Source organism: Citrobacter sp. VF227, from assembly GCF_052950715.1.
This window is the reverse complement of the sequence record NZ_JBRFVF010000003.1, coordinates 410,858-432,124: the sequence shown is the minus strand read 5'-3', so window position 1 is coordinate 432,124 and position 21,267 is coordinate 410,858. Positions and strand designations below refer to the sequence as shown.

At 53.0% G+C, this 21,267-nt stretch carries 18 protein-coding genes; 4 read left to right on the top strand and 14 right to left on the bottom strand.

Annotation, left to right across the window (positions count from 1 at the left end):
- Position 1: 1 nt before the first annotated feature.
- From murG to leuO, 14 genes are all read right to left on the bottom strand, one after another.
- Positions 2 to 1,069 carry an undecaprenyldiphospho-muramoylpentapeptide beta-N-acetylglucosaminyltransferase gene (murG, locus tag ACU8YC_RS14405; RefSeq protein ID WP_151216740.1) on the bottom strand — a complete coding sequence of 356 codons (1,068 nt, stop codon included), beginning with the start codon at positions 1,067 to 1,069 and terminating at the stop codon, positions 2 to 4.
- A complete protein-coding gene (ftsW, locus tag ACU8YC_RS14400; RefSeq protein WP_149691212.1) occupies positions 1,066 to 2,310 on the bottom strand; it encodes a cell division protein FtsW in 1,245 nt (414 codons plus the stop codon). The genes murG and ftsW overlap by 4 nt, the downstream gene beginning before the upstream one ends.
- Positions 2,310 to 3,626, bottom strand: coding sequence for a UDP-N-acetylmuramoyl-L-alanine--D-glutamate ligase (gene murD, locus ACU8YC_RS14395; RefSeq protein ID WP_151216738.1), 1,317 nt, complete (start codon positions 3,624 to 3,626; stop codon positions 2,310 to 2,312). The genes ftsW and murD overlap by 1 nt, the downstream gene beginning before the upstream one ends.
- 2 nt (positions 3,627 to 3,628) lie before the next feature.
- On the bottom strand, positions 3,629 to 4,711 hold the full coding sequence (gene mraY, locus ACU8YC_RS14390) for a phospho-N-acetylmuramoyl-pentapeptide-transferase (protein WP_045439803.1): 1,083 nt from the start codon (positions 4,709 to 4,711) through the stop codon (positions 3,629 to 3,631).
- Positions 4,705 to 6,063: a UDP-N-acetylmuramoyl-tripeptide--D-alanyl-D-alanine ligase gene (gene murF, locus ACU8YC_RS14385; protein WP_446895472.1), complete on the bottom strand. Its 1,359-nt coding sequence runs from the start codon at positions 6,061 to 6,063 to the stop codon at positions 4,705 to 4,707. Before murF ends, mraY begins: the two co-directional genes overlap by 7 nt.
- Entirely contained in the window at positions 6,060 to 7,547 is a 1,488-nt protein-coding gene (gene murE / locus ACU8YC_RS14380) for a UDP-N-acetylmuramoyl-L-alanyl-D-glutamate--2,6-diaminopimelate ligase (RefSeq protein ID WP_446895471.1), read from the bottom strand. The genes murF and murE overlap by 4 nt, the downstream gene beginning before the upstream one ends.
- Positions 7,534 to 9,300 carry a peptidoglycan glycosyltransferase FtsI gene (gene ftsI / locus ACU8YC_RS14375; RefSeq protein WP_151224550.1) on the bottom strand — a complete coding sequence of 589 codons (1,767 nt, stop codon included), beginning with the start codon at positions 9,298 to 9,300 and terminating at the stop codon, positions 7,534 to 7,536. Before ftsI ends, murE begins: the two co-directional genes overlap by 14 nt.
- A 15-nt stretch (positions 9,301 to 9,315) precedes the next feature.
- Entirely contained in the window at positions 9,316 to 9,681 is a 366-nt protein-coding gene (gene ftsL / locus ACU8YC_RS14370; protein ID WP_151216736.1) for a cell division protein FtsL, read from the bottom strand.
- Entirely contained in the window at positions 9,678 to 10,619 is a 942-nt protein-coding gene (rsmH, locus tag ACU8YC_RS14365) for a 16S rRNA (cytosine(1402)-N(4))-methyltransferase RsmH (protein WP_042312345.1), read from the bottom strand. The genes ftsL and rsmH overlap by 4 nt, the downstream gene beginning before the upstream one ends.
- Before the next feature lies 1 nt (position 10,620).
- Complete coding sequence (gene mraZ / locus ACU8YC_RS14360; protein WP_005124560.1) at positions 10,621 to 11,079, bottom strand: division/cell wall cluster transcriptional repressor MraZ; 459 nt, start codon at positions 11,077 to 11,079, stop codon at positions 10,621 to 10,623.
- A 610-nt stretch (positions 11,080 to 11,689) separates the two neighbouring features.
- Entirely contained in the window at positions 11,690 to 12,694 is a 1,005-nt protein-coding gene (cra, locus tag ACU8YC_RS14355; protein ID WP_446895470.1) for a catabolite repressor/activator, read from the bottom strand.
- A 180-nt stretch (positions 12,695 to 12,874) separates the two neighbouring features.
- On the bottom strand, positions 12,875 to 13,366 hold the full coding sequence (gene ilvN / locus ACU8YC_RS14350) for an acetolactate synthase small subunit (protein WP_003829566.1): 492 nt from the start codon (positions 13,364 to 13,366) through the stop codon (positions 12,875 to 12,877).
- A 2-nt stretch (positions 13,367 to 13,368) separates the two neighbouring features.
- A complete protein-coding gene (ilvI, locus tag ACU8YC_RS14345; protein ID WP_446895469.1) occupies positions 13,369 to 15,093 on the bottom strand; it encodes an acetolactate synthase 3 large subunit in 1,725 nt (574 codons plus the stop codon).
- A 318-nt stretch (positions 15,094 to 15,411) separates the two neighbouring features.
- A complete protein-coding gene (gene leuO / locus ACU8YC_RS14340; protein ID WP_151216734.1) occupies positions 15,412 to 16,359 on the bottom strand; it encodes a transcriptional regulator LeuO in 948 nt (315 codons plus the stop codon).
- Between the two features lie 588 nt (positions 16,360 to 16,947).
- On the opposite strand from leuO, the gene leuL reads away from it, so the two are divergent.
- From leuL to leuC, 4 genes are all read left to right on the top strand, one after another.
- On the top strand, positions 16,948 to 17,103 hold the full coding sequence (gene leuL / locus ACU8YC_RS14335; protein ID WP_348772783.1) for a leu operon leader peptide: 156 nt from the start codon (positions 16,948 to 16,950) through the stop codon (positions 17,101 to 17,103).
- Between the two features lie 89 nt (positions 17,104 to 17,192).
- Complete coding sequence (gene leuA / locus ACU8YC_RS14330) at positions 17,193 to 18,764, top strand: 2-isopropylmalate synthase (RefSeq protein ID WP_048212702.1); 1,572 nt, start codon at positions 17,193 to 17,195, stop codon at positions 18,762 to 18,764.
- A complete protein-coding gene (gene leuB / locus ACU8YC_RS14325; protein ID WP_003845728.1) occupies positions 18,764 to 19,855 on the top strand; it encodes a 3-isopropylmalate dehydrogenase in 1,092 nt (363 codons plus the stop codon). The genes leuA and leuB overlap by 1 nt, the downstream gene beginning before the upstream one ends.
- A gap of 2 nt (positions 19,856 to 19,857) precedes the next feature.
- Complete coding sequence (leuC, locus tag ACU8YC_RS14320) at positions 19,858 to 21,258, top strand: 3-isopropylmalate dehydratase large subunit (protein ID WP_446895468.1); 1,401 nt, start codon at positions 19,858 to 19,860, stop codon at positions 21,256 to 21,258.
- Positions 21,259 to 21,267: the final 9 nt, after the last annotated feature.

Below are 21,267 nucleotides of genomic sequence, written 5' to 3'. Positions count from 1 at the left end.
ATTACGCCCGGGCAGCCCGGCTCACTTCGTTTGCAACACGCTCTGTGGCATCCGGTATGGATGCGGCGCGCGCACGTTCTGCCATGGTTAATAAGGTTTCTCGCGACCACCCGGCAAGGGTGCTGGCGACGGCATCCACAGTAAACTGCGGCTGCTCAAGAATTTTGGCCGCGCCCGCTTTCTCCAGCGGCAGCGCATTCCAGTATTGCTGTCTGTCTTTGTGCTGGAACGGTACAAACAGCGCAGGCAAACCTGCGGCGGCAATTTCGCTCACCGTCAGCGCACCTGAGCGACAGACCACGACATCCGCCCACGCGTAAGCTGCCGCCATATCATCAATAAACTCAGTGACCTTGTGTTGCGGCTGTCCCGCGTCGACATAAGCCTGCTCAACGGTTTGCTGCGCACCTTTACCGCTCTGGTGCCAGATAGTCACCGCATCACCAAGCCTGGCGGCAACCTGCGGCATCGTCTGGTTAAGCACGCGTGCGCCCTGAGAACCACCGACGACCAGCACGCGAACCGGACCTTCACGTCCAGCCAGACGCGCTTCAGGTAATGGCAGCGCCAGCACGTCAGTACGTACCGGGTTGCCCACCACATCCGCATTTGGGAATGCGCCAGGAAAGGCTTGCATCACCTTCGTTGCAATCTTCGCCAGCCATTTGTTGGTTAATCCAGCAATGCCGTTCTGCTCATGCAGAACCACCGGAATGCCTAATGACCAGGCCGCCAGACCGCCAGGGCCAGACACGTAGCCGCCCATACCCAGCACCACATCAGGCTTAAACTGCTTCATGATGGCGCGCGCCTGACGCCAGGCATTAAAAATACGCACGGGCGCGGCAAGCAGTGCGTTAACGCCTTTGCCACGCAAACCGGAGATGCGAATAAAGTCAATTTCAATGCCATGTTTCGGCACTAAGTCCGCTTCCATACGATCGGCGGTGCCCAGCCAACGAACCTGCCAGCCCTGCGCCATTAAATGGTGCGCGACCGCCAGCCCCGGGAACACATGCCCGCCGGTACCGCCCGCCATCACCATTAACCGCTTCGGTTGACCACTCATCGTGCACCTCGTGTAAACGCCTGGGCTTTTTCCAGACGCGTTTCATAATCAATACGTAACAAAAACATGATGGCCGTCGACATAATCAACAAACTGGAACCACCATAACTGATCAGCGGCAACGTCAGACCTTTGGTTGGCAGCATACCTGCCGCCGCACCGACATTTACCAGCGCCTGAAAGCTAAACCAGATCCCGATGGAGCAGGCTAAAAAGCCCGAAAAACGGTGATCAATTTCCAGCGCTTTACGACCAATCGACATCGCGCGAAAAGCGACGAAGAATACCATTAAAAGTGCCAATACCACACCGATATAACCCAGCTCCTCCCCAATGATGGCGAAGATGAAGTCGGTGTGCGCTTCCGGTAAATACTCCAGTTTTTGTACTGAATTACCTAAGCCTTGTCCCCAAACCTCACCGCGACCAAAAGCCATCAGAGATTGTGTCAGCTGGTAACCGCTGCCAAACGGATCTTCCCACGGGTTCCAGAAAGAAGTTACGCGGCGAATACGATACGGCTCGGCAAGGATCAGCAGTACGACCGCCGAAATCCCCATGCCGATGATGGCGATGAACTGCCACAGTTTCGCGCCGGCGAGAAACAGCATCGCCAAAGTAGTAACAAACAGCACCACCACCGTACCAAGGTCAGGCTGCGCCAGCAGTAAAATAGCCAGCACCAGGATCACGCCCATCGGTTTTAAGAAGCCGCGCAGGTTGTTACGCACCTCATCCACTTTACGCACCAGGTAATTGGCGAGATAACAGAACAGCGACAGCTTGGTAAATTCTGCTGGCTGAATACGCAGCGGACCCAACGCAATCCAGCGCGACGCCCCGTTAACGGAGCTACCCACCACCAGCACGATCAGCAGCATGATGATTGAGGCTATCAGCATCGTCGTACTGTACTTTTGCCAGAACTCCATCGGCAGACGCAGCGTCACCATCGCCAGACAAAACGCGAGGAAGATGTACAACGCGTCACGCTTAGCAAACAGGAAAGGATCACCCGCCAGGCGTTGCCCTACGGGCATCGATGCCGATGTCACCATCACGAAGCCGATAGCCGCCAAACCAAAGGTTAGCCACAGCAGCATGCGGTCATACATGATCAGGCTGTCGGCGTCTTTATCACGCGAAGCCATCACCCAGCCTTTAAGCGCCGCGAAGATCCACGCCAGGACACCCAGTCCTGGTAAGCGCGGCAGTCTCAGACGAGGGAGAGATAAGCGCATCAACCCAACTCCTTCGCCAGACGGGCAAAGACATCACCGCGTTGCTCAAAGTTCTTGAACTGATCGAGGCTGGCGCAGGCTGGCGACAGCAGCACCATATCGCCCGACTTCACGCGCGGCGCAAGCAGACGCATAGCCTGCTCCATAGTTTCAGTTTGTTCCGCAATCTCAGGTCGCAGAGCGGCGAGTTGCGCGCCATCGCGGCCAAAGCAGTACAGACGAATGTTATTGCCGGTCAGGTAACGCTGCAGCGGCATAAAGTCAGCGGATTTCCCGTCGCCGCCCAGCAGCAGGTGCAGCGTGCCGTCAACGTGCAGGCCATTCAGTGCGGCTTCAGTGCTGCCGACGTTGGTGGCTTTAGAATCGTTAATCCAGCGTACGCCGTTATGGTTCAGCACCAACTGAAAACGGTGCGCCAGACCGGTAAAGGTGGTCAGCGCTTTCAGACTCGACGCCCGTGGTAAACCTGCGGCATCCGCCAGCGCCAGCGCAGCCAGGGCGTTGGTATAGTTATGCTGACCTGAAAGCGTCATCTCTTTCACGTTGAGGACTTTTTCCCCTTTCACCCGCAGCCAGGTTTCGCCCTGCTGACGATTCAGGTGATAGTCCCCCATATTGACGCCAAAGCTCACGCAGCGCTCATCCGCCCCGCGAATCGGCATGGTCAGCGCATCATCGGCGTTGACCACACATACTTTCGCGTTCTCATAGACGCGCAGTTTGGCCGCACGGTACTGCTGCAGGCCAAACGGATACCTGTCCATATGATCTTCGGTGACGTTCAAAATGGTGGCCGCCACGGCCTGTAAACTGGAGGTTGTTTCCAGTTGGAAGCTCGACAGCTCGAGAACATACAGCTCGCGTTCGTCATCCAGCAGCATCAGCGCAGGCAGGCCAATATTACCGCCAACCCCCACATTCACACCGGCAGCTTTCGCCATCTCGCCGACCAGCGTAGTGACGGTACTTTTCCCGTTGGACCCGGTGATCGCGACGATCGGCGCCTGAGCTTCGCGACAAAACAGCTCAATGTCGCCAACAATTTCAATCCCGGCATCAGCAGCAGCGCTCAACGAAGGGTGCGCCAGGGCAATACCAGGGCTGGCGACGATGAGATCGGCAGCCAGCAGCCAGTCATCATTCAGGCTACCAACATGACGCTCAACCGCTTCCGGTAATTTATCCAGACCAGGCGGCGTCGCACGGGTATCCATCACGCGCGGCGTCACGCCACGCGCCAGGAAGAAATCCACGCAGGACAGTCCGGTCAACCCCAGACCGATAATGACGACTTTTTTACCCTGGTAATCAGCCATGATTAACGTACCTTCAGCGTTGCCAGGCCAATCAGCACCAGCATCAGCGAAATAATCCAGAAGCGCACAATGACGCGCGGTTCCGGCCAGCCCTTCAGTTCATAGTGGTGGTGAATCGGCGCCATACGGAAGATGCGCTGTCCGCGCAGCTTAAATGAGCCAACCTGCAGAATGACCGACAGCGTTTCTACAACAAATACGCCGCCCATGATCACCAGCAGGAACTCCTGACGCAGCAGCACGGCAATAATGCCCAGCGCGCCGCCCAGCGCCAGCGATCCGACGTCGCCCATAAAGACCTGCGCCGGATAGGTGTTAAACCACAGGAAGCCCAGGCCCGCGCCGACAATCGCCGTACAGACGATCACCAGCTCACCCGCATGACGTAAATAGGGAATGTGCAGATAGCTGGCGAAGTTCATGTTACCGGTCGCCCACGCCACCAGCGCAAAGCCTGCTGCGACGAACACAGTCGGCATAATGGCAAGGCCATCCAGACCGTCGGTGAGATTGACCGCGTTGCCGGTCCCCACAATCACGAAGTACGCCAGCAGAACATAGAACAGACCCAGTTGCGGCATCACGTCTTTAAAGAACGGCACCACCAACTCGGTCGCCGGAGTATCTTTACCGGCCAGATACAGCGCAAAGGCCACGCCCAGCGCAATCACCGACATCCAGAAATATTTCCAGCGCGCAATCAGGCCTTTGGTGTCTTTGCGTACCACTTTGCGGTAGTCATCGACAAAACCGATAATGCCGTAACCGATCAGAACCACCAGCACGCACCAGACGTACGGGTTCGACGGGTATGCCCACAACAGAACAGAGATAACAATTGCGGTGAGGATCATAATCCCGCCCATGGTAGGCGTACCGCGTTTACTGAAGTGCGATTCCGGACCGTCGTTACGCACGACCTGTCCGAAGGACATTTTTTGCAAGCGGGCGATCATGCGCGGGCCCATCCACAAAGAGATGAACAGCGCGGTCAGCAGGCTGACGATGGCGCGAAACGTCAGATAGGAAAAGACGTTAAAGCCGGAATAATATTTGACCAAATGTTCGGCCAGCCAAACTAACATGTCCCATTCTCCTGTAATGCGCGTACTACCTCTTCCATGGCGGCACTACGTGAACCCTTCACTAAAATCGTCATGACCTGATGTTCTGCAATCAATGCTTTAAGATGCGCGGTCAGCGCGGTTTTATCCGCAAAATGCTCACCAACGCCGCTGGCATGGCTAATTGCCTGACTCAGTTTCCCTGTACTCAGCACACGGTCGATACCCGCCGCCTTCGCAGCGATACCCACCTGCACGTGACATGCTTCGCTTTCCGCGCCAAGCTCTGCCATATCGCCAACCACCAGCACGCGATAGCCTGGCATTTCAGACAGCACCTGTACCGCTGCGGTCATGGATCCGACGTTAGCGTTATAGGAGTCGTCCAGCAGCAGTTGGTTTTCTGCCAGTTGAATCGGGAACAGACGCCCCGGTACCGCTTGCAAATCCTTCAGACCCGCTTTGATCGCATCGTGTGTCGCGCCTACCGCCATAGCGAGCGCCGCCGCCGCCAGGGCGTTAGCAATGTTATGGCGACCCGGCAGCGGTAGCAGAACATCAATGCTTCCGGTTGGCGTTTGCAGCGTAAATTCCGTGCCGTGTGAGGTCACATGTACGTTGGCCGCCGAAAAGTCGCTGTTAGCCGCATTCGGCGAAAAACGCCAGACTTTGCGATTGCCGATAATGTGCTGCCAGTTCAGCCAGTCGTTGTTGTCGGCATTCATAATGGCGATACCGTTCGCTGACAGGCCGGTAAAAATCTCACCTTTTGCCTTCGCTACACCCGCCAGAGAACCGAAACCTTCCAGATGCGCGGCGGCAAGGTTGTTCACCAGCGCGGCTTCCGGGCGAGTCAGGCCAACGGTCCAGGCGATTTCACCCTGATGATTGGCGCCGAGCTCAATCACGGCATAGTCGTAATCGTTGTTTAAGCGCAGCAGCGTCATCGGAACGCCGATGTCGTTATTCAGGTTTCCCGCGGTATATAACGTGTTGCCACACTTACTCAAAATGGAGGCCGTCATCTCTTTGACTGACGTTTTACCAGAAGAGCCGGTCAACGCGACAACACGCGCCGGAACCTGGGCGCGTACCCACGCTGCCAGTTCACCAAACGCCAGACGCGTATCGTTAACAATCAACTGCGGCAGATCGGTGTCCAGAGGACGGCTGACCAACAGTGCGCCCGCCCCGCTCTCTTGTGCCTTGTCGGCAAAATCATGAGCGTCAAAACGTTCGCCTTTCAGTGCCACAAACAGGCAGCCTGGTGTCACTTTACGCGTATCGGTTGTCACCGCATCAAGGGTCAGATCGGCCCCTTTCAGTTCGCCACGGAGGATCTCAGCCAGTTGGCTGAGCGTTACGCTAATCATGCGATTACCCCCAGCAGGCGCGCTGCCGTTACGCGGTCAGAATAGTCAAGGCGCTGTGCGCCGACGATCTGGTAGTCTTCGTGACCTTTCCCGGCCACCAGCACCACGTCGTTTTCCTTCGCCTGCATAATGGCGTTTGTCACCGCTTCTGCGCGACCTTCCATCACCTTCGCCTGCCCGGCATCCAGCATCCCCGCCAGAATATCGTTAATAATGGCGCGCGGCTCTTCGGTACGCGGGTTGTCATCGGTCACCACAACAACATCTGCAAACTGCTCGGCAATTGCGCCCATCAACGGACGTTTGCCTTTATCGCGATCCCCGCCGCAGCCAAAGACGCACCACAGTTTGCCAGTGCAGTGCAAACGCGCTGCCTGCAGCGCTTTTTCCAGCGCATCTGGCGTATGGGCGTAATCAACCACCACGGTGGTTTTACCCGGTGCGCTGAACACTTCCATACGCCCGCAAACCGGCTGTAATTGTGTCGCCGTTTTCAGTAAATCAGCTAACGGATACCCCAGCGCCAGCAGCGTTGCCAGCGCCAGCAGCAGATTGCTGACGTTAAACGCCCCCATCAGGCGGCTTTCAATTTCGCCGTCGCCCCATGAGGAGGAAAATCGAATCGTCGCGCCGCTGTCGTGATAATCCACGTCAATCGCTTTTAACCAACGACCGTGACAGTTCGGGTTGATATGGCCTTCCATCGACACAGCAACCGCATCCGGCAATTTTGCCAGCCAGCGACGACCGACTTCATCATCCGCATTGACAATAGCCTGACCGCAATGGTGCGTGGAATACAGCAGCCATTTCGCGGCTTCGTAGTGCTCCATATCGCCGTGGTAATCCAGATGATCGCGGCTCAGGTTGGTGAATACCGAGGCGGCAAACTTCAGCGCCGCCACACGATGTTGCACCAGACCGTGCGAGGAGACTTCCATCGCGCCCACCGTGGCACCCTGCGCAACCAGCCCTGCCAGCACATGCTGGACATCAACGGCTGAACCGGTGGTGTTTTCCGTTGGGATCACTTTACCCAACAGGCCATTGCCTACCGTGCCCATTACCGCGCTGGTTTCACCAAGCAGTTGGCTCCACTGTGCCAGCAATTGGGTGGTGGTGGTTTTACCGTTCGTCCCGGTCACGCCGACCAGACGCATTTTCTCAGAAGGCTCGTGGTAAAAACGGCCTGCCAGTGCAGATAAGCGTTCGTTAAGCTGGCTCAGATAGATAACCGGTACACCGTGCATTTCGCGGATTTCACCGTCAGCAGCTTCATCTTTTGCTTCTGCAATAATGGCAGCCACACCTTGCGCTATCGCCTGCGGGATATACCGACGCCCGTCCGCCTGATGACCCAATACTGCGACAAAGAGATCGCCTGATGCAGCCACACGGCTGTCGAGCGTCATCTCCCGCAGTGCTCGCTCCGGTGCACCCGGCACCCATGGAGCAAGAAGGTCGCGCAAATTACGATCTGCCACCTGTTGCCTCGCCTTGATTATTCACAAATTCATTTTTATCGCCCGTTGTCAGCGCATCCGGCTCGATGTTCATGGTGCGCAGAACGCCGCCCATGATGGCACCAAAGACCGGCGCGGAAACGGCGCCACCGTAGTATTTACCCGCCTGCGGATCGTTGATAACAACAACCAGCGCGAAGCGCGGCTGACTCGCAGGCGCAACGCCTGCGGTATAAGCAATGTATTTGTTGATGTAGCGGCCATCCGGCCCCACTTTTTTCGCCGTACCGGTTTTAATGGCGATACGATAGCCTTTAATCGCCGCCTTCACGCCGCCGCCACCGGGCAGCGCCACGCTTTCCATCATGTGCACCACGGTGCGTACGGTCGCTTCCGGGAAGATACGCTCGCCCGGAACGGGAGGATCAACTTTGGTAATCGACAGCGGGCGATAAACGCCATAGCTGCCGATCGTTGCGTAGACTCGCGCTAACTGTAACGGCGTTACCATCAGCCCGTAGCCGAAAGAGAAGGTGGCCCTCTCTATGTCAGACCACCGTTGTTTTTGAGGATATAAGCCACTGCGTTCTCCGACCAACCCCAAATTGGTCGCTTTTCCCAGCCCAAAACGTGAGTAAGTGTCTACTAACGCTGAGGACGGCATCGCTAACGCCAGCTTGGAAACACCGACGTTACTCGACTTCTGCAAAACCCCGGTGAGGGTCAATTCGCTATAACGCGCCACGTCTTTGATTTCGTGGCCATTAATTCGGTAAGGGATAGTGTTGAGCACGGTGTTTTCGCGTACAACGCCACGCTGCAGCGCCGTCATCACCACCATCGGCTTAACGGTAGAACCCGGTTCAAACACGTCGGTAATGGTACGGTTGCGCATAGCGTCTTTTGGCGTACCGGTGAGATTGTTTGGGTTGTAAGACGGGCTGTTCGCCATCGCCAGCACTTCACCAGTATTTACATCCACCAGCACCGCGCTGCCTGATTCCGCCTTGTTAAAGGCCACAGCGTTATTCAGTTCACGGTAGACCAGCGCCTGTAAACGCTCATCAATACTCAGCGCAAGGTTATGCGCCGCCTGGCTGTCGGTAGAGGAAATATCCTCAATGACGCGGCCATAACGGTCTTTACGTACAATACGCTCACCCGGTTGTCCGGTGAGCCATTTGTCGAAGCTTTTCTCAACGCCTTCAATCCCCTGACTGTCGACGTTAGTAAAACCGATGAGGTGAGCGGTCACTTCTCCAGAAGGATAGTAACGGCGGGACTCTTCACGCAGGTGAATCCCTGGCAGCTTGAGTTTTTTGATGTAGTCAGCCATGTCAGGGTTTACCTGACGTGCCAGATAGATAAAGCGTCCTTTCGGGTTGGCGTTAATGCGGGAAGCCAGTTGATCAAGCGGGATATTCAGGGCCGTCGACAGCGCTCGCCAGCGCTCGCCAACGCTCACGCCGCCTGCATCATGCACCTCTTTCGGATCGGCCCAAATCGCCTTCACCGGTACGCTCACCGCCAGCGGACGTCCTGAACGGTCGGTAATCATTCCGCGCGAGGTGGACACTTCCTGGACGCGCAGAGAGCGCATATCGCCCTGACGTACCAGCATGTCCGGCGCGATGATTTGCAGCCAGGCAACGCGCCCCAGCAGAAAACCCAGTGCCAGCAAAATACAGCCGCACAGTAACGCAAAACGCCAACTGATAAAGTTGGCTTGTTCTTCCTGGCGTTTTGGTTTGTGCGTTTTTGCCGCTGCTTTCATGCGTCGCGTTTATCCTTATTTTTGTACTACGATGTTTTCTTGTGAGGGATCAACATGCTGCATTTGCAGCTTTTCCGTTGCGATCCGTTCAACACGGCTATGATCACCGAGCGCATTCTCCTCAAGGATCAAGTTGCGCCATTCGATATCTAACGCATCTCGCTCCAGAACCAGTTGCTCACGCTGCGCGGTCAGTAACCGCGTATGGTGTGCTGTGGTCACGACGGTAACCGCCGTCAAAATAATGCAAATGAACAGGCAGAGTGGCAGCTTCCCATACCGCAAAAGATCGTCACCGATCACGCCAGGCAAGGCATGGCGCTCGTTGCTTCCTATCGATCCCTTAACTTTGCTGAGGGCTTCTGTCACTCTGCCGATCATGCGTTCGTCCTCTCTGCAATACGCAGAACTGAACTACGGGCACGAGGATTTTCAGCAACCTCTTCTTCGCCCGGCATCATCTTGCCTAGTGCTCTTAACTCACGGCCGCCCAGCTTTTTGATCTGCGCTTCGGTCATCGGTATTCCAGCCGGAACCTGAGGACCACGGCTTTGTTCACGCATAAAGCGTTTCACAATGCGATCTTCAAGCGAATGGAAACTGATTATCGAAAGGCGACCACCTGGTGCCAGCACGCTGAGCGAGCTTTTTAGCGCCTGCTCTATCTCCTCCAGTTCACTGTTCACCCAAATGCGCACCGCCTGGAAGGTACGGGTCGCGGGATGTTTGAATTTGTCTTTCACCGGCATTGCCGCCGCAATCACTTCCGCCAGCTCTTTGGTGCGGGTCATCGGTTCGATGCGATTGCGCTCTACGATGGCGCGAGCAATGCGTTTGCCGAAGCGCTCTTCGCCAAAGGTTTTAATCACCCAGGCAATGTCTGCTTCATCGGCGGTTTGCAGCCATTCAGCTGCTGACTGACCACGTGTTGGGTCCATACGCATATCTAATGGACCGTCACGCATAAATGAGAATCCGCGTTCCGCGTCATCAAGCTGCGGAGAAGAAACCCCAAGATCGAGAAGAATCCCGTCGATCTTACCGGTCAGTCCGCGTTCGGCGACATAGTCAGCCAGCGCAGAAAAAGGTCCATGTACGATGGAAAAACGGGGATCGGTAATCGTCTGTGCAACGGCAATCGCCTGTGGATCGCGATCGATAGCCAGTAAACGTCCTTCTTCGCCAAGCTGTGAGAGGATCAGACGTGAGTGACCGCCGCGACCAAATGTCCCGTCAATGTAGATGCCGTCTGGACGAATATTCAGGCCGTTTACGGCTTCATCCAACAACACCGTTGTATGTTTATAGTTTTCCATCATTTTATAGAGACAAATCCTGCAATCGTTCCGACAGCGCGCCGGTAACAGACTGCTCAGCGTCGATATCTTCCTTGACCTGTTGATACCAGGTCGTTTCATCCCACAGCTCAAACTTATTGAACTGCCCAACCAGCATCACTTCTTTCGTTAGCCCTGCGTGTTGCCGCAGAATGGGCGCTATCAATAATCGACCAGCGCTATCCATCTGACATTCGCTGGCATGACCCAGCAATAAGCGCTGTACGCGACGCTCAACTGGATTCATGCTCGACAGACGCGATAACTTCTGCTCGATAATTTCCCATTCAGGCAGGGGGTACAGCAGCAGGCACGGGTGATGGATGTCAATGGTACAAACCATTTGACCGGTAGCGCTCTCGAGCAGTTGATCCCGATAACGGGTAGGCACCGATAAGCGCCCTTTACTGTCGAGATTAACTAACGTTGCTCCCCGGAACATGCCAGTCTCACCCCCGATTACCACTTTATCCCACAAATTCCCACTTAAAGGAGTTTACGGAGCGGAGGAAAACCTTGTCAAGCAAGTCACGGCGCTTAGCGGAGCAAAAAACCCATTGTTTACGGCTAATATCTGCGTTGAGCAAATTCCGTACAGCAAACGAAGCAAATTAACGTCATGAATATTTGTAAGAAAAAAATCCAACAACTCATCATTGTTTAAAACAACTGAATATCATCAGAAGAAAATATAAAGTGTCAGTTTGCGACGCGAGCGGCATTTTAGGACAATATGCAGCGAGATAACAGTACCAGTTAATCAGTCTGTACACCGCACAGGAGTGAGGCAGGGGCGAGATTGTCGCAGTACGGCAGCGAAGTGTTTGTTAATTCGTCAATTCCATACAAGCATGTAACAAAATAATACAACCGTAACGCGCAGTTACGTATCAATAACCCGAAAATGGTTAGTTGCTTTTTTAATTCGCCATTATTTAAGATGAAATTAAGATAATTCTAAAGAATATTCTTAATTATAATGCGGTTATTTCTGATAATGGAAAATTTGATGACGCCAGAGATATCCTGCCGACGTCATCAATAGAGAGGACTTAGTTACGGCTGAGAATACCGCGACGGTACAGATTACGCCGTATACGCGTTAAACCTGGTTTTGGTTTACGTGGCTCGTCAAGGCTTGCCAATACAATCTCCAGCACGCGTTCTGCAACATCACGATGGCGCTGCGCCACCGCCAGTACCGGGCACTGCAGGAAGTCGAGCAGTTCGTGATCGCCAAACGTCGCAATCGCTAAATCAGACGGTAATTGACCATCGCGACGCAGGGTCACATCCATCACTCCCTGCAGCAGGGCAAACGACGTGGTAAACAGCGCCTGAGGCATGGGATGCGTTTCCAGCCATTTATCAAACAATTGCGCGGCCGCTTCCCGCTCGTAGCTGTTGGCATACAGGAAATGCACTTCACGCGGATCGTCCTTCCACGCGGTACGGAAACCCTGTTCGCGCAGGAAACTGACGGATAATTCAGGGAGCGCCCCCAGATAGAGCACGGTTTCAGCAGGGAATTTACGCAGTTCCTCCGCCAACATTTCCGCATCATCCTGGTCTGCGCCCACGATGCTGGTAAAGTGTTCGCGATCCAGCGCGCGGTCCAGCGCCACAATTGGGAATGAACTGTTCGCCCAACGCTGATAGAACGGATGTTCAGGCGGCAAGGAGGTCGACACGATAATGGCATCAACCTGGCGTTGTAAAAGATGCTCAATACAGCGCATTTCGTTATCCGGCTGATCTTCAGAGCAGGCAATCAGCAATTGATATCCGCGCTGACGCGCCTGACGCTCCAGATAGTTTGCGATCCGGGTATAGCTCGTGTTCTCGAGATCCGGGATCACAAGCCCAATAGAACGTGTGCGTCCAGCACGCAGCCCGGCCGCCACGGCATTAGGGTGGTAATTATGCTCGCGCACCACCGCCATGACTTTTTCAACCGTTTTGTCGCTTACGCGATATTGCTTTGCTTTACCGTTAATAACGTAGCTTGCAGTCGTTCGCGAAACGCCGGCCAACCGAGCGATTTCATCCAGTTTCACAATTGCCCCTTGCGTAAAATGTACAAACCATAACCTTTGAGATGGCATGGGTTAAATTTATTAACATCTAAGCGCAGAATAATGACTCCGGCAACCGCTTTTGTCTCTGGTTACCGCTGATTTCGCAAAAAAAAGCCCAACCTGAGTCGTTGGGCTTGCGAATTAAGAACCCGATCATGATTAGCGCATGATTTTATCGCCGCGGGAAAGCCCCACCACGCCGGAACGAGCGACTTCCACAATTTTAGCGACTTCACGCAGCGTTGCCAGAAACGCATCCAGCTTATCGCTGGTGCCCGCCAGTTGTACGGTGTAGATAGACGGCGTAACGTCGATAATTTGCCCGCGGAAAATCTCCGTGTTGCGTTTCACCTCTTCCCGGCCATAACCGCTGGCCTGAATTTTCACCAGCATAATTTCTCGTTCAACGTGAGCACCCTGCCCCAGTTCGCTGACGCGCAAAACGTCCACCAGTTTGTGAAGCTGCTTTTCGATCTGCTCCAGGACTTTCTCATCTCCAACCGTCTGGATCGTCATCCGCGATAAGGTCGGATCGTCAGTCGGCGCGACGGTCAGGCTTTCAATGTTGTATCCACGCTGGGCGAAGAGGCCAATAACACGCGATAATGCACCCGACTCGTTTTCCAGCAATACTGATAATATCCGGCGCATAATCACGTCCTCTCCGTTTTGCTTAACCACATTTCATCCATCCCGCCTCCACGAATCTGCATCGGGTAGACATGTTCACTACCGTCGACGGTAACATCGACAAACACCAGACGGTGGTTACGCACATGTTCCAGCGCTTCGCCCAGCTTGCTCTCCAGTTCATCAGGCCGATTAATCTGGATACCGATATGCCCATAAGCCTCAGCCAGGCGCACAAAATCGGGTAGCGACTGCATGTAAGATTGGGAATGACGTCCAGAATAGATCATGTCCTGCCACTGTTTGACCATGCCGAGATAACGGTTGTTAAGGTTGAGTACCAGCACAGGCAGCTCATATTGCAGCGCCGTCGACAGCTCCTGAATGTTCATCTGAATGCTGCCATCTCCGGTGACGCAGACCACCGTTTCATCCGGCAGCGCCATTTTCACGCCTAACGCCGCGGGCAAACCAAATCCCATGGTGCCGAGGCCGCCTGAGTTGATCCAGCGCCGCGGTTTATCAAACGGATAGTATAGTGCGGCAAACATCTGATGCTGGCCAACGTCAGAGGTCACATACGCATCCCCTTTCGTCAGGCGCCAGATGGTTTCGATCACCGCCTGCGGTTTAATACTTTCGCTTTGCGTGTCGTATTTCAGGCATTGACGGGCACGCCAGTGCTCGATGTGTTGCCACCAGTCACGGTTATCATCCAGCGGCTGCAGCGACTTCTCCTGCTCCAGCAGTTCAAGCATCTGATCCAACACCAGGCGAGCATCGCCCACAATCGGAATATCTGCCGTGACAGTTTTTGAAATAGAGGTCGGATCGATGTCGATATGCAGCACGGTCGCATTCGGGCAATATTTTGCCAGGTTATTGGTCGTGCGATCATCGAAGCGAACGCCGACGGCAAAGATCACATCGGAATGATGCATGGTCATATTGGCTTCGTAAGTACCATGCATACCCAACATGCCCAGCGCCTGGCGATGCGTTTCCGGGAACGCACCTAAGCCCATTAGCGAGGAGACAACTGGCAGATTAAGTGCTTCAGCCATCTGCCTCAGCTGTTCGTGGCAGGCAGCATTCACCGCCCCGCCTCCCACATACACAACCGGTTTCTTCGCTGCGACCAGCGTCTGCAAAGCCCGTTTTATCTGTCCTTTGTGCCCGGTCGTCGTCGGATTATACGAACGCATACTCACTGACTCTGGCCAGCTGTAAGGCAGTTTCTTCGCGGGATTCAGAATATCTTTCGGTAAATCCACCACCACAGGTCCCGGACGACCGCTTGCCGCCAGCCAGAAGGCTTTTTTTAGCACCTGCGGGATGTCTTCCGTTTGTTTAACCAGAAAGCTGTGCTTTACCACCGGACGGGATATGCCCACCATGTCACACTCCTGAAAGGCATCGTAACCAATCAGTGAAGTAGCGACCTGCCCGGAGAGGATCACCAACGGAATGGAATCCATATAGGCTGTTGCAATACCGGTGATCGCATTGGTTGCCCCCGGTCCGGAAGTGACTAAAACGACGCCCACCTCTCCCGTGGCACGCGCCAAACCATCAGCCATATGTACTGCGGCTTGCTCATGACGAACCAGCACATGATCAATACCGCCGACTGTATGCAACGCATCATAAATATCGAGGACGGCCCCCCCGGGATAACCGAATACCTGCTTCACACCCTGATCGATGAGCGATCGGACGACCATCTCGGCTCCAGACAACATCTCCATGGCTTGCCTCACTCTTATAATGAATAACGGTTTAACAACACATTAACCGCTGACGATGACGCATGGCAATTGACTCCGAAGGGGTGACACCGGAGTAAATAAGAATAAAATGGAGCAAAGAATCGAATATATGGAGAATTAAACCAGCATAAGCAATTGATATGATAAATAATCGCTTAAAAAGGGGGACTTACAGCAATTAGTCTATTTTTTTACACTTTCAGGTAAGCGTAAAAACCAGAGTTCAGCATAAAATTTCAGATATAAATCGAAAAGCAGAATAAACCAGATGAGCTATCCAGTTTATTCTGCCAGTGGCTACTGTTTACAGACAGAGACTAACAGTTCTTCCATCCATTGATGCCCTTTATCGCGCCCCGCAGCTTCATGCCAGGAAAGATAACATGTGCGGCTGTTCAATTTTAAAGGTAAAGGCAATACCTGCAGCTCTAAAGAATCGGCAAATTCCTCTGCCAACCAACGTGGCGCTATAGAGACCAGATGCGTTTGCGATACAATATTAAGAACGCTAATTAATGCCATGCCCTGATAGGCCACGCAGGATTGTTTATCCGGGGTGTCGTACCACGGTTGACTGAATGAAGCGAAGCGATCGAGCGAAACCACGGCATGCTGTTCATTATAGAGATCGCTTTCCAGCAGCGGACCACTAATGCGCGGATGCTTTTTGCTCGCCACTAACACCATTTCGTCATTGAATAACGGAATACTGGTGAATTCCGGACGACGGAAGTCTTCATAGCTAATAACAAACTCAGTTTCCTGATAACGTAATTGATGTTCTGTATTCTGGTTGAGCGAAGATTTAAATACGACATTAATGTTTGGCGCGACTTGTTCAACCCGATTATAAATCATCGAAGTAAGGATATTATCTAACGGACTGCATACGCAAAGATTGAATACACGCTCGCTGCTGCCAGGTTCAAAGCCCGAACCTGGCAGTTCGTTCTGTACTAATTGCAACGCCTGGCGAACGGAACCAAATAGCTGGAAGGCCCTGGCAGTCGGCTGGATCCCGCGACCATAACGCACAAAAAGTTCATCGTTGAACATGACCTTCAGGCGCGCAACCGCATTACTGACTGCAGGTTGCGACATCCCCAACGAATGGGCAGCACGAGTAATGTTTTGTTCCTGCATCACCGCATCAAAGACGGTTAATAAATTTAGATCAACCATGCGAAGCTGTGGCTTCCCCATCTCTATAAGATTTGGTTTATCTATTATTTTTACTTCTGGCATATTTAACTCCACTGTCACTCTAAACTCCCTTTTAATCCCAGACGGAGTGAAGAAATAACCTCCGTTAATATGATTTACCATGCATATAAAATGAGAAAAAGAGAAAACATTAAAATTAGGAAAACATAAAGGCACAAATCTGAATGTGCAAAAAAACACTACAAACGCCGCGCGGAAGAAGTCATTGCGCGATGATTCATATGTTTAAATTTCAAAAGCAATATAACCATAAGCATGGCGAATAAACAATCATACGCTTCATGAATACGTATTTAAGTTTTAATTAAATGTTTATATTATTAATACATTAAAAGTTAACATTAATTTATCAATTTTGGGGTGGTACACTGGTCATACCCATTCATAGTTACTATAAAAATAGATAAATCATAAAGATATAAAATCCCAATCGGGATGATATCTCTAGTTCATCGTTACAATAAATGCAAATAAGTATTCTCAAATATGTCAAACCGTGAAAACTGTGTTCAGCCCTCAGTGAATTAATTTTATATACCCAGAAAAATTCAGCACAATTCGCTTAAGTTTTGTTGAAACTTTATCCCTTAAGCAGGGCATTTACGAGGCATGGGGTTGACATCAGACCTCATATCCAGTACCACTAAAAGCATATCGCATTCGCCTGGAGCCAGATTGATGACTTACATTGCTCGTTTTAACGGTCTACTACTACTAAACGCATCTTCATTGCGCGGTAGACTGGTGGACGACATTCAGCATTAAGTCAGCTCCAGTTAAGACAAAAACCCGCGCCGTTGCGCGGGTTTTTTTATGCTCGAAGCAAGGCGCCCTAAAGACCAAGGACCAAAACCATGAGCCAGCAAGTCATTATTTTCGATACCACCTTACGCGACGGTGAACAGGCGTTACAGGCGAGCCTGAGTGTAAAAGAAAAACTGCAGATTGCGCTGGCCCTCGAGCGTATGGGCGTTGACGTGATGGAAGTGGGTTTCCCGGTTTCTTCTCCAGGTGACTTTGAATCCGTACAAACCATCGCTCGTCAGGTTAAGAACAGCCGCGTGTGCGCCTTAGCCCGCTGCGTAGAAAAAGATATCGACGTTGCCGCGGAATCGCTGAAGGTCGCAGAAGCTTTTCGTATTCATACGTTTATCGCCACCTCACCGATGCATATCGCGACGAAATTACGCAGCACATTGGATGAAGTGATCGAACGAGCAATCTACATGGTTAAGCGTGCGCGTAATTATACGGATGACGTGGAGTTCTCATGTGAAGATGCGGGACGTACTCCTATCGCCGATCTGGCCCGCGTGGTAGAAGCCGCGATTAACGCAGGTGCAAAAACCATCAATATCCCCGATACCGTCGGTTACACCATGCCATTTGAGTTTGGCGGAATTATTTCCGGCCTGTATGAGCGCGTACCGAATATCGATAAAGCCATTATCTCCGTGCACACCCATGATGATTTAGGTCTTGGCGTTGGCAACGCACTGGCAGCCGTTCACGCAGGTGCTCGCCAGGTGGAAGGCGCAATGAACGGTATCGGCGAACGCGCCGGTAACTGCTCACTGGAAGAGGTGATCATGGCAATCAAAGTACGCAAAGATATTTTGAACGTACAGACCCGCATTAATCACCAGGAAATCTGGCGTACCAGTCAGTTAGTCAGCCAAATCTGCAACATGCCTATCCCGGCCAACAAAGCGATTGTTGGTAGCGGCGCGTTTGCCCACTCTTCTGGTATCCATCAGGATGGTGTGCTGAAAAATCGTGAAAACTACGAAATCATGACCCCTGAATCCATCGGCCTGAACCAGGTACAGTTGAACCTGACCTCTCGTTCCGGACGCGCTGCGGTAAAACACCGTATGGACGAGATGGGATATAAAGAAAATGAATACAACCTGGACAACCTGTACGACGCTTTCCTGAAACTGGCGGATAAAAAAGGTCAGGTATTTGATTACGACCTGGAAGCGCTGGCCTTTATTAACAAACAGCAAGAAGAGCCAGAGCATTTCCGTCTGGATTACTTCAGCGTGCAGTCCGGCTCAAATGACATCGCCACCGCCTCCGTCAAACTGGCCTGCGGTGAAGAAGTTAAAGCCGAAGCGGCGAACGGTAACGGTCCAGTCGATGCCATCTATCAGGCCATCAACCGTGTCACCGAATATAACATCGAACTGGTGAAATACAGTCTGACCGCCAAAGGGCACGGTAAAGATGCGCTGGGTCAGGTGGATATCGTTGCCAACTATAACGGTCGTCGCTTCCATGGCGTCGGTCTGGCAACGGATATCGTCGAATCTTCCGCAAAAGCGATGGTTCATGTGCTGAACAACATCTGGCGCGCTGAAGAAGTCGAAAAAGAATTGCAACGCAAAGCTCAGAACAACGAGAACAACAAGGAAACCGTGTGATGTCGAAGAATTATCATATTGCTGTTTTGCCGGGTGACGGTATTGGCCCGGAAGTGATGGCGCAAGCCTTGAAGGTACTGGACGCAATCCGCAACCGTTTTAACATGCGCATTACCACCAGCCACTACGACGTGGGTGGTGCGGCCATTGATAACCACGGCCAGCCGTTGCCGCCTGCGACGGTTGAAGGCTGTGAGCAAGCTGACGCCATTTTGTTTGGCTCCGTTGGCGGCCCGAAATGGGAAAACCTGCCGCCAAACCAGCAACCTGAACGCGGCGCGCTGCTGCCATTGCGTAAGCACTTTAAATTATTCAGCAACCTGCGTCCGGCTAAGCTGTACCAGGGACTGGAAGCATTTTGCCCTCTGCGTGCAGATATTGCCGCCAACGGTTTCGACATCCTGTGCGTGCGCGAACTGACCGGCGGGATCTACTTCGGTCAGCCAAAAGGCCGCGAAGGCAGCGGACAGCATGAAAAAGCGTTTGATACCGAGGTTTATCACCGTTTCGAGATCGAACGTATTGCGCGTATCGCGTTTGAATCCGCTCGCCAGCGTCGCCGTAAAGTCACGTCGATTGATAAAGCAAACGTACTGCAAACATCGATTCTGTGGCGCGAAATCGTCAATGAAATTGCGAATGAATATCCGGACGTTGAACTGGCGCATATGTACATCGACAACGCGACAATGCAGTTGATCAAAGATCCCTCGCAGTTCGACGTGCTGCTGTGTTCCAACCTGTTTGGCGATATTCTGTCTGACGAGTGCGCCATGATCACCGGTTCAATGGGCATGTTACCGTCCGCCAGCCTGAATGATCAGGGTTTTGGCCTGTACGAGCCCGCTGGCGGCTCCGCCCCGGACATCGCCGGAAAAAACATTGCCAACCCGATCGCGCAAATCCTGTCGCTGGCGCTGCTGCTGCGCTACAGCCTGGACGCCAATGATGCGGCAACCGCAATTGAGAGCGCCATCAACCGCGCATTAGAAGAAGGTATTCGCACCGGTGACTTAGCCCGTGGCGCTGCCGCAGTCGGTACCGATGAAATGGGTGACATTATTGCCCGTTATGTCGCAGAAGGGGTGTAATCATGGCCAAAACGTTATACGAAAAATTGTTTGATGCGCACGTCGTCTATGAGGCGCAAAACGAAACCCCGCTGTTGTATATCGACAGACATCTGGTGCATGAAGTGACCTCTCCGCAGGCATTTGATGGGCTGCGCGCGCATGGACGTCAAGTTCGCCAGCCAGGTAAAACCTTTGCCACCATGGACCACAACGTCTCCACACAGACCAAAGACATTAACGCCTCCGGCGAAATGGCGCGTATTCAGATGCAGGAATTGATCAAAAACTGCAATGAATTTGGTGTCGAATTGTACGATCTGAACCATCCGTATCAGGGGATCGTCCATGTAATGGGGCCTGAACAAGGCGTGACGTTGCCGGGAATGACCATCGTCTGCGGCGATTCCCACACCGCTACACACGGCGCGTTTGGCGCGTTGGCCTTTGGTATTGGCACCTCTGAAGTTGAACACGTGCTGGCGACGCAAACCCTGAAACAAGGGCGCGCTAAAACCATGAAGATTGAAGTCAATGGCAAAGCAGCCCCAGGCATTACTGCCAAAGATATCGTGCTGGCGATTATCGGTAAAACCGGTAGCGCAGGCGGTACTGGACACGTGGTTGAGTTTTGTGGCGAAGCCATCCGCGCGTTGAGTATGGAAGGCCGAATGACCCTGTGTAACATGGCCATTGAAATGGGTGCCAAAGCGGGTCTGGTCGCACCGGATGAAACCACCTTTAACTATGTGCAAGGGCGTTTACACGCTCCGAAGGGCGAAGATTTTACCCACGCGGTTGAGTACTGGAACACACTGAAAACCGACGACAACGCAACCTTTGATACCGTCGTCACCCTGCAGGCAGAAGAGATTGCGCCGCAGGTTACCTGGGGAACGAATCCGGGTCAGGTCATCTCAGTGAACGATAATATTCCCGACCCGGCGTCATTTGCCGATCCGGTAGAGCGCGCATCGGCTGAGAAAGCGTTGGCTTACATGGGATTAAAACCGGGCATTCCCTTAACAGAAGTCGCTATTGATAAAGTGTTCATCGGTTCCTGCACCAACTCGCGTATTGAAGATTTACGCGCAGCGGCAGAAATCGCCAAAGGGCGCAAAGTCGCGCCGGGCGTACAGGCGCTGGTAGTGCCGGGTTCTGGTCCGGTGAAAGCGCAGGCGGAAGCGGAGGGTCTGGACAAGATCTTCATCGAAGCTGGGTTTGAATGGCGTTTACCGGGCTGCTCGATGTGTCTGGCGATGAACAATGACCGCCTGAACCCAAGCGAGCGCTGTGCCTCCACCAGCAACCGCAACTTTGAAGGCCGTCAGGGCCGCGGTGGTCGCACACACTTAGTCAGCCCGGCCATGGCCGCCGCTGCCGCCGTTACTGGTCATTTTGCCGACATTCGCAGCATCAAATAAGGAAACTAC